14 protein-coding genes are annotated in these 13,744 nt (G+C 69.9%); 3 read left to right on the top strand and 11 right to left on the bottom strand.

Annotated elements, in window-relative coordinates; translation table 11 throughout:
* Window positions 1-8: 8 nt before the first annotated feature.
* From ACFXOO_RS08735 to ACFXOO_RS08725, 3 genes are all read right to left on the bottom strand, one after another.
* The gene (locus ACFXOO_RS08735) at window positions 9-701 is read right to left on the bottom strand and encodes a uracil-DNA glycosylase (protein ID WP_394563350.1); all 693 of its coding nucleotides are present in this window, start codon (window positions 699-701) and stop codon (window positions 9-11) included.
* Window position 702: 1 nt separating this feature from the next.
* Complete coding sequence (locus ACFXOO_RS08730) at window positions 703-1,194, bottom strand: phosphoribosyltransferase (protein WP_378840840.1); 492 nt, start codon at window positions 1,192-1,194, stop codon at window positions 703-705.
* Window positions 1,195-1,264: 70 nt separating this feature from the next.
* Window positions 1,265-2,056 carry an SDR family oxidoreductase gene (locus tag ACFXOO_RS08725; protein ID WP_378840843.1) on the bottom strand — a complete coding sequence of 264 codons (792 nt, stop codon included), beginning with the start codon at window positions 2,054-2,056 and terminating at the stop codon, window positions 1,265-1,267.
* 127 nt (window positions 2,057-2,183) lie between these two features.
* Here ACFXOO_RS08725 and ACFXOO_RS08720 point away from each other — a divergent pair, with 127 nt between their 5' ends.
* A complete protein-coding gene (locus tag ACFXOO_RS08720; protein WP_378840846.1) occupies window positions 2,184-3,506 on the top strand; it encodes a bifunctional o-acetylhomoserine/o-acetylserine sulfhydrylase in 1,323 nt (440 codons plus the stop codon).
* 64 nt (window positions 3,507-3,570) lie between these two features.
* Here the strand turns inward: ACFXOO_RS08720 and ACFXOO_RS08715 are convergent, their stop codons facing one another.
* A complete protein-coding gene (locus ACFXOO_RS08715) occupies window positions 3,571-4,098 on the bottom strand; it encodes a hypothetical protein (RefSeq protein WP_394563349.1) in 528 nt (175 codons plus the stop codon).
* Between the two features lie 122 nt (window positions 4,099-4,220).
* The gene (locus tag ACFXOO_RS08710) at window positions 4,221-4,919 is read right to left on the bottom strand and encodes an SDR family NAD(P)-dependent oxidoreductase (protein WP_394563348.1); all 699 of its coding nucleotides are present in this window, start codon (window positions 4,917-4,919) and stop codon (window positions 4,221-4,223) included.
* Between the two features lie 104 nt (window positions 4,920-5,023).
* On the opposite strand from ACFXOO_RS08710, the gene ACFXOO_RS08705 reads away from it, so the two are divergent.
* Window positions 5,024-6,229 carry a homoserine O-acetyltransferase gene (locus ACFXOO_RS08705; RefSeq protein WP_378840854.1) on the top strand — a complete coding sequence of 402 codons (1,206 nt, stop codon included), beginning with the start codon at window positions 5,024-5,026 and terminating at the stop codon, window positions 6,227-6,229.
* A gap of 3 nt (window positions 6,230-6,232) precedes the next feature.
* Here the strand turns inward: ACFXOO_RS08705 and ACFXOO_RS08700 are convergent, their stop codons facing one another.
* The 4 genes from ACFXOO_RS08700 to ACFXOO_RS08685 all read right to left on the bottom strand — a co-directional run bounded on the left by ACFXOO_RS08700 (window position 6,233) and on the right by ACFXOO_RS08685 (window position 10,136).
* The gene (locus ACFXOO_RS08700) at window positions 6,233-7,426 is read right to left on the bottom strand and encodes an MFS transporter (protein ID WP_378840965.1); all 1,194 of its coding nucleotides are present in this window, start codon (window positions 7,424-7,426) and stop codon (window positions 6,233-6,235) included.
* Window positions 7,427-7,542: 116 nt separating this feature from the next.
* Window positions 7,543-7,863, bottom strand: coding sequence for an MTH1187 family thiamine-binding protein (locus ACFXOO_RS08695; RefSeq protein ID WP_378854006.1), 321 nt, complete (start codon window positions 7,861-7,863; stop codon window positions 7,543-7,545).
* A 3-nt stretch (window positions 7,864-7,866) separates the two neighbouring features.
* A complete protein-coding gene (locus ACFXOO_RS08690; RefSeq protein ID WP_378854004.1) occupies window positions 7,867-9,132 on the bottom strand; it encodes a hypothetical protein in 1,266 nt (421 codons plus the stop codon).
* 83 nt (window positions 9,133-9,215) lie between these two features.
* On the bottom strand, window positions 9,216-10,136 hold the full coding sequence (locus tag ACFXOO_RS08685) for an NAD(P)H-hydrate dehydratase (protein ID WP_378840861.1): 921 nt from the start codon (window positions 10,134-10,136) through the stop codon (window positions 9,216-9,218).
* 33 nt (window positions 10,137-10,169) lie between these two features.
* Between ACFXOO_RS08685 and ACFXOO_RS08680 the strand changes: the two genes are divergently transcribed.
* The gene (locus ACFXOO_RS08680) at window positions 10,170-11,243 is read left to right on the top strand and encodes an NADH:flavin oxidoreductase/NADH oxidase (RefSeq protein WP_394563347.1); all 1,074 of its coding nucleotides are present in this window, start codon (window positions 10,170-10,172) and stop codon (window positions 11,241-11,243) included.
* A gap of 11 nt (window positions 11,244-11,254) precedes the next feature.
* On the opposite strand, the gene ACFXOO_RS08675 is transcribed toward ACFXOO_RS08680, so the two are convergent.
* Together ACFXOO_RS08675 and ACFXOO_RS08670 are read right to left on the bottom strand one after the other, a co-directional pair.
* Window positions 11,255-12,310 carry a hemolysin family protein gene (locus ACFXOO_RS08675; RefSeq protein WP_378840867.1) on the bottom strand — a complete coding sequence of 352 codons (1,056 nt, stop codon included), beginning with the start codon at window positions 12,308-12,310 and terminating at the stop codon, window positions 11,255-11,257.
* Window positions 12,303-13,643 (bottom strand): hemolysin family protein, encoded by a 1,341-nt coding sequence (locus tag ACFXOO_RS08670; protein WP_378840967.1) that lies wholly within the window; start codon window positions 13,641-13,643, stop codon window positions 12,303-12,305. Before ACFXOO_RS08670 ends, ACFXOO_RS08675 begins: the two co-directional genes overlap by 8 nt.
* Between the last annotated feature and the right edge of the window lie 101 nt (window positions 13,644-13,744).

The following is a 13,744-nucleotide window of genomic DNA, read 5'->3' as shown; positions in this document are numbered from 1 at the left end:
CCGCGACCTCATGCGGGCAGGCGCCAATCCACAGGCTCGGCACCCTGCTGCTCGAGCAGGGTGTTCGTGTGTGAGAACGGACGCGACCCGAAGAACCCGCGACTCGCCGACAGCGGCGAGGGATGGGCGGACTCGATGATCGGCGTGCCGCCCAGCAGGGGACGCAGGTTCGCCGCATCCCGCCCCCAGAGGATCGCGACGAGCGGCCGATCGCGCTCGGCGAGCGTTCGGATGGCGTGCTCCGTGACCTTCTCCCACCCCCACCCGCGATGAGACGCCGCAGCGCCCGGGGCGACCGTGAGCACCCTGTTCAACAGCATCACGCCCTGATCGGACCAGCCCGACAGGTCACCATGCGTCGCCGGGGGGACGCCGAGGTCATCGCTCAGCTCCCGGTAGATGTTCGCCAGGCTGCGCGGGAGCGGACGCACGTCGCGATCCACCGCGAAGGAGAGGCCGATCGGATGCCCCGGCGTGGGATAGGGATCCTGGCCCACGATAAGCACCTTCACGTCGGCGAGCGGACGCTGGAACGCCCGGAGCACGTTCTCCCCCGCGGGCAGATAACGGCGACCGGCGGCGACCTCGGCGCGGAGGCGCTCGCCGATCGCGGCGATGTCGGGCGCGACCGGCTCGAGAGCCTCGGCCCAGCCGGCATCCATCCGTCCGGACGCCGCCAGTTCGGTGAGCGTCATCGCCATCTCAGGCCCCGACGGCATCCTCGTCCCACACGGGACCCTGCCACGACCACGGGAAGTCGATCCAGAGCGACGTCTCCTTCCAGGCGTAATCGGGCATCGCGACCGACCCCGGTTTGGTGTAGATCGTCACCGAGCGCACCACCGCGCCGCAGCCCGTGAGCAGGTCGACCGCGAGCGCGAGCGTGCGCCCGCTGTCGGCGACGTCATCCACCAGCAGTACCCGTCGACCGTCGAGGTAGCTCAGATCCAGCGCGGGCGGAAGGACCTCCGGCGCATCGAGGACTTCACCGATGCCGGTGTAGAACTCCACGTTCAGCGCCCCGCAGTTCTTCGCACCGAGTGCGTAGGCGATCGCGCCCCCGGGGAGAAGACCGCCGCGGGCGATCGCGACGACGACCTCGGGCTCGAAGCCGTCGGCCACGATCTTGCGTGCCAGATCACGGGCCGCCTCCCCGAAGCCGTCCCAGGTCAGGGTCTCTCGTTCGTCGGTCACCGGCACTCCCTCTCGAAGCTGCGGAGTCCCGTCGCTCGGGTGAGCGCGGGCCAGATCTGGCGGATGGGGCTCACGCCGGTCGCGTGTCGGCGGTGCGCGGACGAAGCGGGCCGCGCGCGAGCAGATGCTGAGCGGACTGGGCGACCGGACGCATCGTGATGAGGTCGAGGTTGACATGGCCGGGGGCGTTCAGCGCGTAGACGATGACGTCCGCGACATCCCCCGCCACCAGCGGCTCGACCACACCGTCGTACACGCGCTCCGCCGCGTCGACATCGCCTCCGAGACGGTTCAGGGTGAACTCCTCCGTGTAGACCATCCCCGGAGCGACCTCGACGACGCGGATGGGTTCACCCCCGAGCTCCTGACGCAGCACGTGCGGGATCATCGCCTCGGCGGCTTTCGCGGCGTTGTAGCCGCCGCCGCCCGGGTAGGGGGTGAAGGCGGCGGTCGAGGTCACGAATACCGTGTCGGCGTGCCCGTCGACAGCCGAGGCCTCTCGCAGTTGAGGCAGCAGCGCCGCGAGCAGGCGCTGCGTCGCGAGCACGTTGACGTCGAACATCCACTGCCAGTCAGCCGCTGAGCCGTCTTCGATGCGATCGGTCCCGCGGGCGCCGCCCGCGACGCTGACGAGAGCGTGTACCGCTCCCGTCTCGGCGAGCCAGGACGTGAGGGCGTCGACGTCGGCCGGAACGGTGAGGTCGGCCGCGAACACGGCGGCACCGGTCTCCTGCTCGATCGCGGCGAGGCGGTCCGCCCGTCGGGCGACCCCCACCACGTCCCATCCCGCCGTCCGGAGCGCACGAACCGTGGCCTCTCCGATTCCCGAGCTCGCGCCCGTCACCACCGCTCGTCGTGTCATGTCTCCAGGCTACCCGCGGAGGTTACGTCACATTTCTCCGGCATTGTCGAGCGGATGCCGCTTCCGTAGCCTTCTGCTCAGGCCGCGACGCCCGCTGCGCGGCCCTCACAGACCCAGGAGCACGACGATGTCCGCACCCGAGAACTGGCAGTTCGAGACCAAGCAGATCCATTCGGGCGCGCAGCCCGACCCGGTGACGAAGGCCCGGGCGACGCCGATCTACCAGACCACGTCCTACGTCTTCGACAACTCCGACCACGCGGCGAACCTCTTCGCCCTGGCCGAGTTCGGCAACATCTACACGCGCATCCAGAACCCCACGCAGGACGTCGTCGAGCAGCGCGTCGCCGCGCTCGAGGGCGGCACCGGCGCCCTCCTCGTCGCGAGCGGCCAGGCAGCCGAGACGTTCGCCGTGCTCAACATCGCTCAGGCGGGCGACCACATCGTCTCGTCGTCGTCGATCTACGGCGGCACCTACAACCTGTTCAAGTACACGCTGGCCAAGCTCGGCATCGAGACGACGTTCGTGGAGAACCAGGACGACGCCGCCGAATGGCGCGCCGCTGTCCGGCCGAACACCAAGCTCTTCTTCGCCGAGACGATCGGCAACCCGCAGATCAACGTGCTCGACATCCGGACCGTCGCCGACGTCGCACACGAGAACGGCGTGCCGCTGATCGTCGACAACACGATCGCGACGCCGTACCTGATCAAGCCCTTCGAGCACGGTGCCGACATCATCGTGCACTCGGCGACGAAGTTCCTCGGTGGTCACGGAACGACAATCGGCGGCATCATCGTGGACGGCGGCACGTTCGCCTGGTCGCAGAACGTCGAGAAGTTCCCCGGACTCACCGAGCCCGACCCGAGCTATCACGGCGCGAGCTACACCACCGCCGTCGGAGACGGACTGGCGTACATCATCAAGGCGCGGGTGCAGCTGCTGCGCGACCTGGGCTCCGCCATCGCGCCGATCAGCGCGTGGCTGCTCATCCAGGGCATCGAGACGCTGTCCCTGCGCATCGAGCGCCACGTGCAGAACGCCCAGGAGATCGCGGAGTGGCTCGAGAACCACCCCGATGTCGCGTCGGTGAACTATTCGGGCCTGCCCACCAGCCCCTGGTATGCGAAGGCCAACGAGTACGCCCCCAAGGGCGTCGGCGCGGTGCTCTCGTTCGAGCTCAAGGGCGGAGTCGCGGCCGGGCGCGAGTTCGTCAACTCGCTCACACTGTTCAGCCACCTCGCGAACATCGGCGACGTCCGTTCGCTGGTGATCCACCCCGCATCGACCACCCACTCGCAGCTCACCCCCGAGCAGCAGCTGACGACCGGCGTCACTCCGGGCCTCGTGCGCCTGTCGGTCGGCCTCGAGAACGTCGAAGACCTCAAGGCCGATCTCGACCAGGCACTCGCGGCTGCCCGCCGCGTCGCCGAGGCTGCCCGCGCGTGACCGCTTCCTGATCGGACACGACGGATGCCTCGACCCCGCCGGGTCGAGGCATCCGTCGTTCGCCCTACCGAGGATCGTCCGCCGACGGGGGGTCGTCGCCCCTGAGGCCGGCCACTTCGGTGACGCGGAACGCGGTCGCCGCGAGCACGTAGAACACGATGTCTGCGGAGACCTTGCCGACCAGGAGCGCCCACGCCACCTGCGGGACGAAGTGCACCGCCAGCGTGAGGAACAGTGGTCTCAGCAGCAGGGTGTCGAGAAGCTCGGCGGGCCCGAACTCGAGGAGCATGAGCTTGAGCACCCGCAGCGCGAGGCGCACCCGCCCGAGGGCGGGGAAGCGGTGTCGCTGCTCACGCCAGACCCAGAGTCCTGCCACGAGGTAGAACCCGACGTTCTCGCCCTGCGCGCCGGCGAGGCCGACGACGACGGGAGGAGCGCCCAGCGCTGCCACGCCCAGACCGGCGACCAGCATCGTCGCCGTGCCGGCGAGTTCGGCCGGAAGGTAGCGGCGCACCCAGAAGAGCAGTCGTCGCAGCCGCGCTCGGCCTCGTTCGCGCGAGGACGCCTCGACGACGGGTGACGGCGGTGCCATACCCGCTCAGAGCGAACCCGACCGTGCGGTGATACGACGCAACCCCGGCCGCGTTCCCGGTCATGCCGCTCCTCGACGAGGGAGAACCGTGCTCCGAGGGCCATCCGGGGCCGTGCGTCGGATCAGCCGCGCATCTTGGGGCGCACGTGCGACAATCCGCCGTCGACGCCGAGCACTTGACCGGTGATCCAGTCGTTCGTGGGATCGAGCAGGAACACCACCGCACGGGCGACGTCGTCGGGCTCGCCCAGCCGGCCCAGGGCATGCATCGACTCCGAGATCTTGCGCGACCCCTCGGTCGCGGTGAGGTTCTCGGTCAGGGGGGTCATCGTGAGGCCGGGGGCCACCGCGTTGACGCGCAGGTTCTGCGAGGCGTAGGTCGCCGCCGACGACAGCGTGAGGCCGATCACGCCGGCCTTCGCGGCCGCGATGGCATCGTGATTCGCGAGGCCGGCGAGGGCTGCCGCCGAAGAAACCAGCACGACCGCGCCGCCTCCCCGCAGGTGCCGGCCGGCCGCCCGCACCGTGGCGAACGCCGTTGTCAGCGATGCCGCGATGACACTGTCGTACTGCTCGCGAGACGTCAGATGCGCGGGTTTGAGCACCATCGACCCCGCGAAGGCGGCGATGCCGTCGAGCGGACCCGCCCCTGCCACCGCCGCGTCGAGCGCGTCGAAGTCGGTGGCGTCCAGCACGAGATCGGGGTCGATCTTCGTCGCGTCGCGCGCCGTCGTCACCAGCTCATGGCCGGCCGAGCGCAGCTGCGCCGCAGTCGCCTGACCGATACCGCTGGATGCCGCGATGAGCAGATAGCGTGCCATCGATCCTCCTTCGTCAGACCTATTCTGGGGCCCCGCCGACGAGGAGGCTCCGGCGAGGTCGTAACACGTCGCAGGCAGCCCGCCGGGCACGCGAGAATGAGCACATGGACTGGCAGACCTCGGAAGACACGGTGCCCTCGGCGCCCGTGACCGAGGCCGATGCGCGCCAGCTGCTCGGTCGCCCGCCCGTCACCGGGGCCTGGCAGGACGGCGACCCGGTCGGCGATCGGCTCTTCGCCGCGTTCGGCGCATTCCGCACCGAGGGCGGCCGCGAGCTCCCCGGTCTGCGGCTTGCATACGAGTCGTGGGGCGAGCTCAACGCCGCACGGGACAACGCCGTCCTGGTGCTGCACGCCCTCACGGGGGACAGCCACGTGAGAGGCCCGGCGGGGCCGGGGCATCCGACCGCGGGCTGGTGGGACGACATCGTCGGGCCCGGTGCGGCGATCGACACCGACCGCTGGTTCGTGGTCGCGCCCAACATGCTGGGCGGATGCCAGGGCTCGACCGGGCCCGCCAGCATCGCTCCGAGCGGCTACGAGTGGGCCGGTCGGTTCCCCTACCTGACGATCCGCGACCAGGTCTCCGCGCAGCGGCTCCTGGCCGACGCCCTCGGGGTCGATGTGTGGGCTGCGGTCATCGGCGGCTCGATGGGTGGCATGCACGCGCTCGAGTGGGCCGTGGGTCTTCCTGATCGGGTGCGTCGCGTCGGTGTCCTGTCGGCGCCGCCGGTCAACACGGCCGACCAGATCGCGCTCAACTCCGTGCAGCTGGAGGCCATCCACATCGACCCCCGGTTCCAAGGCGGCGAGTACTACGACGCCGGGCACGGCGAAGGACCTCACCGCGGACTCGCCCTCGCGAGGCGCATGGCGCTGCTGAACTACCGCAGCCCGACCGAGCTCAATCAGCGGTTCCAGAGGTCGTGGCAGTCGGGCCTGAGTCCCCTCGGGCACGGCGGACGCTTCGCCGTCGCCTCATACCTCGATTTCCACGGCAACAAATTCACACGGCGGTTCGACGCGAATTCGTACATCACGCTGGTCGAGGCGATGAACTCCCACGACGTGGGGCGTGACCGTGGCGGCGTGGAGGAGGCGCTTCAACGGGTCACCGCGACAGCTCTCGTGCTCGGCATCGACAGCGACAGGCTCTTCCCCATCGACGGCCAGCATCGGATCGCCCGCAGCATCCCCCGCACGATCGACGGTGACCGCGCGGTCGTCCTGGCCAGCGACTTCGGCCATGACGGCTTCCTGATCGAGACGCAGGCCGTCGGCAGCCACCTGCGGCGGCTGCTGGATTCCTGACTCCTACGCCGCGACGAGCGCGTGCGCGTCCGTGCGCGCCTGCAGCCGGAAGCTCACGGCGGCGACCGCGAACCCGGCCAGGGCGAGGGCGACACCCACCCACGGCGGCGCGACGAAACCCCACCCGATCGCGATGACCGTCCCACCCAGGAAAGCCCCCAGGCTGTTCCCGATGTTGAGTGACGAGTGGTTCAGAGCCGCGGCGATCGACTGATTGTCGCCCGCGACGTCCATCAAACGCGTCTGTATCGCGGGACTCAGCGCCGCCGACACCAGGCCGGTCGCGAAGACGAAGAAGCCGACCGCGACGATCCACTGCGACGTCACGGCGAGCAGCGCCAGCACGAGCGCGAGAAGCAGCAGGCCGCCCAGCATCGTCCTGCGCAGATCGACGTCGGCGAGATGACCTCCGACGAGGTTGCCCACCGTCATGCCGAGGCCCATCACGACCAGGATGATCGGCACCACCCACTCGGGCGATCCGGCGACCTCCGTGATCATCGGCGCGACGTAGCTGTACACGGCGAAGAACCCGCCGAACCCGATGGCGCCGATTCCGAGCGTCAACCAGACCTGTCCGATGCGGAACACCTTCAGCTCGGCCCGGAGGGTACGGCCCGCGTCTCCCGGGTGCTTCGGCACGAAGGCGGCGATGGACGCGGTGGCAAGGGCGAAGATCGCGGCGACGATCACGAAGGCGAGGCGCCAGCCGTACTGCTGGCCGAGGAACGTGCCGATGGGAACCCCGACGACGTTCGCGATCGTGAGCCCCATCAGCACGAACGCGACGCCCTTCGCGCGGTTGCCCGGTCCGAGGACGTCGGCGGCGACGAGCGCCCCGATGCCGAAGTACGCGCCGTGAGGAAGTCCCGCCAGCAGCCGCGACAGAGCCACCCACTCGAACGTGGGGGCAAGGAAGGTCAGGGCGTTGAAGACGGTGAGGGCGAGAGCCAGGCTGATCATCACGGTGTGCCGCGGATAACGCGCGACCGCCGCGGCGATCGTGGGTGCGCCGATGACGACGCCGAGTGCGTAGAGACTGATCAGCCAGCCCGCCTGCGCGATCGCGTCGGCCGAGTCGACCGCGGAGGCCGCGGGCAGGAGATCGCGGGCGATGTCGGGGAGCAGCCCCATGGTCACGAACTCGGTCATGCCGATTCCGAAGCTGCCGATGGCGAGGGAGAGGAGCGCCCACATCGCCGCACCCCTCGAGAGTGTCGAGGAGGTCACGTGATCATGCTACCCGCGGGCGGAGGTGCTCAGCGAATCGATTCGAGCGGATGCGGACATGCCGGGTGAGGAGCCTGAGAGGGTCAGTCCTCGCCGACCACGTCGTCGCCGATCGCCGCTTCGAGCCGAGCGATCTTCGCGTCGATCTCACCGGTGAAGCCCGGGCGGATGTCGGCCTTCAACACCAGCGACACACGCGACCCGAACGGCAGGACCGCCTCGGTCGCGCCCTTCACGACCGCCATCACCTCGTCCCACTCGCCTTCGATCTCGGTGAACATCGACGTCGTGCGGTGCGGGAGCCCGGAGTCGCGCACGACCCGCACGGCCGCCGCGACGGCGTCGTGCACAGACCCGTCGGCGCGACCGGTGCCGCTGGGTGCGACCGAGAAGGCGATCAGCATCTCTCAGCCCGCAATCGCGACGGCGTCGGCACGGGCGAGCGCGGGTGTCGAGGTTCGGGTCCTCACACGCGTGAGCTTGGCGATCGACCACACGAACAGAACGGCGACGAGGGCGTTGCGCGCGGTCAGCAGCAGGGCGACGAACGCGTCGGGCGTATCTCCGAGAAGCCAGTTGTAGAAGATCGGGTACAGCAGCTGCGTGAGTGCGGCGATGGCCAGGCCGAGGACGGCCGGCTTCCACCAGTGGTGCCGATCGAACACGAGACCGATCGCGAGGGGCACGGCGATCCACGCCAGGTACTGGGGCGAGCCCACCTTGTTGAACAGGATGAACGCGGTGACGAGACTGAGCGACAGCGCAGGGAAGAGCGAGAGGTAGCTTGCCCCGCGCCACACCTTGAGCGCGCCGAGTGCCGCCACCGATCCGATGGCGATCACCAGGATGGGCGTCATGACCGCGATGAGCGGATCGACGTTCGGGCCAGTCAGCTGGAAGGTGAGCAGCTCCGGGCTGTAGTACACGTACGAGCCGGGAATGTTGAAGACCGCCCGCCACAGGTAGAAGGCGCCGACGGGGGCTTCGAGCTGGATACCGCGGTCGGTCTGCTCGGTGACGAAACCGAGGGCGTACTTCCCGCCGCCCAGGACGATCACGGCGCCGAGCGTCACCGCCGACACCAGGATCGCGCTGCCGACGACCGCGAAGCGCCGCCGCATCACGATCACCGCCGCGAGCAGGATCGCCGCCGGCCACACCTTGATCCAGGTCGCGACGGCCAGCAGCATCGACCCGATCCACGGGCGGCCCGCCAGCCAGAGACACCCCATGATCGCCAGCGGCACCGTCACGCCATCCAGGCGATACATGCCCACGGGGCCGAGCAGCGCGATGAACGCCAGCCAGAACCAGGCGGAGACGTTGCGGCCGGTCGAGCGACCACGGCCGACCAGGACGGCGAACGCCGCGGCGTCGATCAGCGTGATGAGGATGGCCCAGGCGGGGATGTACCCGACCGCCCACGCGAACGCCCATGCGAGCGCCATCGGGATGAAGGCCAGCTGCGGGTACACCCAGGGCTCGGTGATCCCCACGATCTGGTGACCGCCGGTGCCGCAGTACGCGTACGTGCCGAAGAGCGCGCATCCCGACCAGGGTTCGTAGACGTTCGGGACGTCGCCCATCGGGAGATTGGGGAGGACGAAACCGAGAACGGCGACGCCGATGTGCACGGCCCCGAAGGCTATCCAGAGGGCGGCACGTTTCGACACGCTGCCGAGTCTAGACGGGTCGACATTTCCGGCTCATGGGAGGAACCTGTGTGAGACGCGTTCCATCCGCGGGCCGCGCTCCGTCAGTCCGCCGCCAGTGTCCAGGCCACGACGGACGCCAGAGCATCCGCGACATCGAGCGCGGTGATCGGTCCGCCGAACACCTCATCGCCGCCGCCGGTGACGTTCCGTGCGAACGCGACGTCGCCGGGAGAGCGGTCCGCCGCCGTCAGCGCTGCGCGGCGTGCGGCACAGCCGTGCAGCCATGCGCCCGTGGCGGCGACCGCACCGAGCTGCTCCAGATCACCGCCGCGCTCTTCGTCGAGGTGGGCGCCCGCGAGCACTGCGCCGATCGTGCCACCCAGCACATCACCCGTCCCCGCGGTGGCGAGCCAGGGTGTCCCGGTGTGCACGAGCCGCACCCTGCCGCCCGGCGTGGCCACGATCGTCGAGGCACCCTTGAGGAGCACGACCGCCTCGAGAGCGCGCGCGGTCTGCAGAGCGGATGCCGCACGCGCACGCTCGTCGGCGCCCTCGGGCAGTGCGTCGAGCCCCAGGCCCTCGCGCAGGCGGGCGTGCTCACGATCGTGGGGCGTCAGGATCCGAGGTGCGGCAGCCCCGACAGCCAGATCCAGCGCCCCGGCGTCGACCACCACGGGGACCGCCCCCGCGAGGATGTCGCGCAGGGTCTGCGTCTCGACGTCGCTGCGGTCCGCGGCATCCGTTCCCGACCCGATCAGCCACGCCTGCACCCTGCCGTCGGCACTCACCGTCTCGGGCCGACGCTGCAGGATCAGGGAGGTCGGGCGCTCGTCCCCGAGGTAGCGCACCATACCCAGACCGGTGCGCCACGCGGCTTCGACGCCGAGGACGGCGGCGCCGGGGTAACGCTGCGACCCCGTACGCACGCCCAGCACGCCCCGGGAATACTTGTCATCCGTGGCCGTTGGCCTTCGAAGCACAGCGCGCGCGTCGGCGCGCGACCACTCCGTCATCTCGACCATGGCGACACCCTACCCCGGCCCCGGAGCACCCTCATGAGCATCCTCTTCTCCCCCTTGACCGTGCGCGACGTCACGACGCGCAACCGCCTCTGGGTCGCGCCGATGTGCCAGTACAGCGCGGTGGACGGCGTGCCGCAGGAGTGGCACCACACGCATCTGGCGCAGTTCGCGTCCGGTGGCGCCGGCCTCGTCGTCGCCGAGGCGACCGCCGTGTCGCCCGAGGGACGCATCTCGCCGGAAGACGTCGGCATCTGGAACGACGAGCAGCGGCGGGCATGGGAACCGATCACCGCCGCCGTCCGCTCCCGCGGTGCCGTCGCGGGTGTGCAGCTCGCGCACGCCGGACGCAAGGCGTCGACCTGGTCGCCGTTCGCGGGCGGTTCCGGTTCGGTGCCCGCGTCGGACGGCGGCTGGGAGGCCCTTGCCCCGTCCGCCCTCGCCTACGAGGGGTATGCGACACCGCGTGCCCTCGACACCGCCGGCATCGACGCCGTCGTGGCGGATTTCGCGGCCGCCGCAGCACGGTCGATCGACGCGGGGTTCCAGGTGCTCGAGATCCACGCTGCGCACGGCTACCTCCTGCACGAGTTCCTCTCCCCACTCTCGAACGAGCGCACCGACGAATACGGAGGGTCGCTCGAGAATCGCGCGCGGCTGCTGCTGCGCGTCGTGGGCGCCGTGCGGGATGCCGCGCCCCGCGCGCCTCTCTTCGTCCGGTTCTCGGCGACGGACTGGGCGGACGGCGGGTTCGACGTCGATGAGACGGCGACGGTGGCCCGCTGGGCGGCCGATGCCGGCGCCGACCTCTTCGACATCTCCAGCGGTGGCCTCGTCGCACACCAGCGGATCACTCCTGCGCCCGGCTACCAGGTCGGCCTCGCCGACCACGTGCGCCGCGAGGCGGGCGTTCCGGTCAACGCCGTCGGCCTCATCTACGACGCGGCGCAGGCCGAGCAGATCCTTCAGGACGGTGAGGCGGACGCCATCATGGCCGGGCGCGAGTGGCTGCGCGACCCGCATTTCGCACTGCGCGCCGCGGGCGAGCTCGGCGAGGAGATCTCCTACTGGCCGAAGCAGTACGTCCGGGCCCGGCGCCGGCTCGCGTAGAGTCCGCCGGGTCAGCGCCCGCGACGCGTCGCGTCCTGCACCTCGCCCACGAGCTCCTCGATGATGTCCTCTAGGAACAGGACCGCGGTGGTGTTCCCGTCCGCATCGCGCACCTGGGCCAGATGCCGGCCGGCACGCCGCATCAGCGCCAGCGCGTCCTCGAGATCGGTCGCCTCGGTCACCGGCACCATGTGATGGATGCGCTTGGCCGGGATCGGAGTCGCGACGTCGGTCGCGGAATCCGGCCCCTCCGCCGCCCGCAGGATGTCCTTCAGGTGCACGTACCCCTGCGGGACTCCCTCCGCGTCGACGATGACGTAACGCGAGAACCCGTGCGTCGCGACCGCGCGCTCGATCTCGGCGGGCGTCGTCTGCTCGGGGAGCGTGACCAGATCAGCCAGAGGCACCGCGATGTCGGTCGCCTTCTTGTCGGTGAACTCCAGCGCCGCCGCCAGCGTGCCCGAGGAATCGTCGAGGACTCCCTCGATGCGGGACTGGTTGACGATCGTGGTGACCTCCTCGATCGTGAACGTCGACGCCGCCTCGTCTTTCGGCTCGACGCCGAAGAGCCGCAGCGCGTGATTCGCGATCCAGTTGAGGGTGACGATCACGGGGTGGAAGACCTTCGACACCCACACGAGCGGGGTGGCGAGCATCAGGACCGCGCGGTCGGGCACGGAGAACGCGAGGTTCTTGGGCACCATCTCGCCGAACACGACGTGCAGGTAGGAGACGAGCAGCAGGGTGACGATGAACGCGATGATGTCGACGGTCGCCTCCGCCCACCCGGTGAGCCCGAGCGGCCCGGCCAGGAGGTGGTGGATGGCGGGTTCGGAGACGTTCAGGATCAGCAGCGAGCAGATCGTGATGCCCAGCTGGCTGGTCGCGAGCATCAGCGTCGCGTGCTCCATCGCATAGAGAGCCGTCTTGGCCGAGCGGGAACCACGTTCGGCGGCGGGCTCGATCTGCGAGCGGCGTGCCGAGATGACCGCGAACTCCGCGCCGACGAAGAACGCGTTGAAGGCCAGCAGGACGACCAGCCAGACGATTCCCGCCCAGTCACTCATCGAAGCCCCCCTTCTGCGCGATCGCCGCTTCCATGGCGGCATCCGTCGCGACCGGCGTGAACTTCACGCGCTCCACCCGGCGGCCCTTCATGCGGTGCACGGTGAGCGTGCCGTCTTCGATCTGGACGGTGTCGCCGACGGCGGGGATGCGCTCGAGCACGCTCATGAGGTATCCGCCGACGGTGTCGTAGACATCGCCGTCGGGCACGCGGATGCCGGTGCGGTCGAGGATCTCGTCGGGGCGCAGGTCGCCGGGAAGGGTCAGGGAGCCCTCGCCGCGCACGATGCCGGCGCGGCGCCGGTCGTGCTCGTCGAGCACTTCGCCGACGATCTCCTCGACGAGGTCTTCGAGGGTGACCACGCCGGCGGTGCCACCGTACTCGTCGACGACGATCGCCATCTGGTAGCCGCGGGCACGCAGCTCAGCCATGAGGGTGTCGAGGTGCACGGCTTCGGGGACGCGCAGGGGCTCCGTCGCGAGGGCCGCGGCCGGGACGTCGGCCCGGCGGCCGCGCGGCACACTGACGGCGGCCTTGAGGTGCACGATGCCGACGATGTCGTCCATCGAGTCGTCATAGACCGGGAAGCGGCTGTGCCCCGTGCGTCGCGCGAGCTGGATGACGTCGTCGGCGCTGTCGTCGGCGGCGAGCGCGTGCACGCTCGGACGCGGCGTCATGACATCGGCGGCGCTCAGCCGCGCGAACGTCAGACTGCGGTCGAGAAGCGTCGCGGTGTCCTCTTCGAGCACACCGGCACTCGCCGACCGGCGCACGAGGCTCGACAGCTCCTCGGCGGTGCGTGCACCTGAGAGCTCTTCTTTCGGCTCGATGCCCATCGATCGCAGCACACCGTTGGCGCTCCCGTTGAGCACGATGATGGCCGGCTTGAAGACCATCGTGAACGCCACCTGGAACGGCATCACGAGCTTTGCGGTCTGGCGGGGCAGGGCGAGCGCGAAGTTCTTCGGAACCAGCTCGCCGAGGATCATCGAGAGCACCGTCGCCACCGAGACGCCGATCACCACCGCGAGGGGTGAGACGAGTCCGTCGGGCAGTCTCCACGCGGCGAACACCGGTCGGAGCAGGTTCGAGATGGCCGGCTCCATCGTGTAACCGGTGAGCAGCGTCGTGAGGGTGATGCCCAGCTGCGCGCTCGACAGATGCGTCGACGTGATCTTGAGGGCGCCGATGGTGGTCGCCAGTCGCGACTCGCCTCGGGCCTGACGCGCCTCGAGGTCGGCTCGGTCGAGGTTGACGAGGGAGAACTCGCTCGCCACGAACAACCCGGTGCCGATGATCAGCAGGAGCCCCACGCCCAGCATGACGTAGTCCATCACGCGTCACCCCCTCTGGCGGGGGTGGGTCGGTGGGGCCACGGTCTGCTACTGGGAGGGTCGTCCATCGTGTCGTCGAGTCTACGGTAGGGCCGCTGAGT

It is taken from the genome of Microbacterium sp. P03, from assembly GCF_043556235.1.
In the GTDB taxonomy this organism is placed as follows: Bacteria; Actinomycetota; Actinomycetes; order Actinomycetales; family Microbacteriaceae; genus Microbacterium.
Note: the sequence above shows the minus strand (reverse complement) of the source record. Positions and strands in the feature narration are given on the sequence as shown.